Origin of the sequence: Ruegeria sp. HKCCD6157, from assembly GCF_013110685.1 — a bacterium.
Lineage (GTDB): Bacteria > Pseudomonadota > Alphaproteobacteria > Rhodobacterales > Rhodobacteraceae > Ruegeria.
The window spans coordinates 1-2342 of record NZ_WVRB01000019.1 but is presented as its reverse complement, the minus strand read 5'-3'; the positions used below and the strand labels follow the sequence as shown (position 1 = coordinate 2342).

The 2342-nt window shown below is 58.1% G+C and carries 2 protein-coding genes; one reads left to right on the top strand and one right to left on the bottom strand.

Features of this window, described 5'->3' with window-relative positions; all coding sequences use genetic code 11:
* Positions 1–134 precede the first annotated feature (134 nt).
* A complete protein-coding gene (locus GS612_RS20415; RefSeq protein ID WP_171121061.1) occupies positions 135–1112 on the top strand; it encodes a CoA ester lyase in 978 nt (325 codons plus the stop codon).
* A gap of 69 nt (positions 1113–1181) precedes the next feature.
* Here GS612_RS20415 and GS612_RS20410 read toward each other — a convergent pair whose 3' ends face one another.
* Entirely contained in the window at positions 1182–2183 is a 1002-nt protein-coding gene (locus GS612_RS20410) for a helix-turn-helix domain-containing protein (protein WP_152460409.1), read from the bottom strand.
* Positions 2184–2342 lie beyond the last annotated feature (159 nt).

Below are 2342 nucleotides of genomic sequence, written 5' to 3'. Positions count from 1 at the left end.
AGGTGGTCGACGGCCTGGCCGCCAATGGCGAAGACGGCAACGGCGCCGTCGAAGCTAAGGTCAAAGCCGAAGTCGCAGACCTCTGCGCCAAATTCCCGATCTATCCGAACCTGTAAGACGAAGGACCCGAACCCATGAGCTTTCATTCCATTGACCAAGCCCCAGCCCGACTGAACCGAAGTGAATTGGCCGTGCCCGGCAGCCAACCCGGAATGTTCGAAAAGGCAGCCAAATCCGATGTAGACGTCATTTTCCTTGATCTGGAAGACGCGGTTGCACCGGATGAAAAGGAACAGGCCCGCAGGAACATCATTCAGGCGCTGAACGATATCGATTGGGGCAACAAGACCATGTCGGTTCGGATCAACGGTCTGGACACGCATTACATGTACCGCGACGTCGTCGATGTGGTCGAACAAGCGGGTGAGCGGCTGGACCTGATCATGATCCCCAAGGTCGGAACTGCTGCGGATGTCTATGCCGTCGATATGCTGGTGACCCAGATCGAAGACGCCAAGGGTTACAAAAAACGGATCGGGTTCGAGCACATCATCGAAACCGCGCTTGGCATGCAGAATGTGAGTGAGATTGCGGCAGCATCAAAGCGCAATGAAAGCCTGCACTTCGGCGTGGCCGACTATGCGGCCTCGACCCGTGCGCGCACCACGATCATCGGTGGTGTGAACCCGGACTACTCTGTTTTGACCGATGCAGACCCCGAGGGCGGTCGCCAGTCCCATTGGGGTGACATGTGGCATTATGCTCTGGCCCGCATGGTGGTTGCGGCACGCGCCAACGGGCTGCGTCCGATTGATGGGCCTTTTGGCGATTTTCAGGACCCGGACGGTTACAAGGCCGCCGCAAAACGTGCCGCCGTTCTGGGTTGCGAGGGCAAATGGGCCATTCATCCAAGCCAGATCGCGCTGGCGAACGAGGTGATGTCGCCGTCCGACGCCGAGGTCAACAAGGCGCAGCGCATTCTTGTTGCCATGGCCGAGGCCGAGGCAGACGGAAAAGGCGCCGTTTCGCTGGACGGTCGGCTGATAGATTACGCCTCCATCCGTCAGGCCGAAGTGCTGGTGGAAAAGGCCAGCCAGATTGCTGCGGCGTGAAACAAACCAAAGTTGCGTGGGCAAACTGCCCACGCGATGTCATCGCCCGTTGCGCAAGCCGAAGAAGTGCTAGGATCCTTCCGGCGCCATTGACCCCATGAACCGACGGTCCCGCACATCATCCGGGCTGGTTTTGTAGCAGCGTTGAAACGCACGTTTCAAAGCGACGGGCGATGAAAAACCGGTGGCTGCCGAGATTTCGATCTGCGACATGTTCGTGAACTGCAACAGGTTCTGCGCCCGTTCCAGACGAAGCTCCTTGTACGTGGAAAGAAGCTTTGCTCCGGTTTTGCCCAGGAACCGTCGTTGCAGTTGACGCGTCGAGGTTTTGAGCAAACGGGAAAGGTCCGAGATCGTGAGAGGATCTTCGATGTTCTCCTGCATCGCATCCAAAGTGCGCACCACCAGAAGATCGCCTTTTGCCCTGTGTACCAACCGGGCGGCCAACCTGCTTTCGTGTTTTTGCGTAGGTTCGGTCAGGCCGATATAGCTGCGCAATGCGTCCGCTATATGCTCTCCGTGATCCATGGACACGAATTCGGACAACAACCGCAACGCGCTCAGTCTGCTGGTCGCGCTGTGGGGGTGCCCGTCGGCGGCCAGATGGGTTGCCGCACCGCAGCTTTCCAATCCGCTTTCCAGCGCGGCCGCGGCAAAGTTCGGGTGAACCGCAACGATGTTTCGGCCTGCTCTGCCCAGTTGCACCAGCAACAGGACAGCTCCCCCTACCAGAACGGTCCTTGAAGACAGGTTGAGAACTTGCGAAATCCAGCTTCTGCGCGAACCAGAGACGTCCCAGTTGTTCTCCAGATCGCCCCAGAATATTGCCGTCCGACCTGCCCAATAAAGAGGTCCGCCGACCGAGTCATTTCCGGACACCCGGAGATTGACGACGTAAGAGCAGTTTTCGACCAGGCTGTTCAGAGCGTGATAGAACTCGACGACGATCTCAGCCGATGCCAGCGCCCGCGTGTCGCTGAGGATAACATCGATGTATTTTATTCTTTCGGGCACCTCCGGCCCGGTCTTTGCCAGGTCGGCGCGATCATTTGCGAGGACATAGTGTTTCATTGTTCCTCCATCGAATTGACGAGAGGCAGCGCCTCGCTGGACGCTGCCCTCATTTTCGGATTTCAATCCGCCAGAGCAAACCGCGGATTGCTACGCCCGGTTCCCTATTCCGCGGCGTCTTCGTATGCGTCCATTGGGGGGCATGTGCAGACGAGGTTT

What these genes read in the sequence shown, in the direction of transcription:
- GS612_RS20415 (WP_171121061.1), top strand. Translation starts at nt 135, where the DNA reads ATGAGCTTTCATTCCATTGACCAAGCCCCAGCCCGACTGAACCGAAGT.
- GS612_RS20410 (WP_152460409.1), bottom strand. Translation starts at nt 2,183, where the DNA reads ATGAAACACTATGTCCTCGCAAATGATCGCGCCGACCTGGCAAAGACC.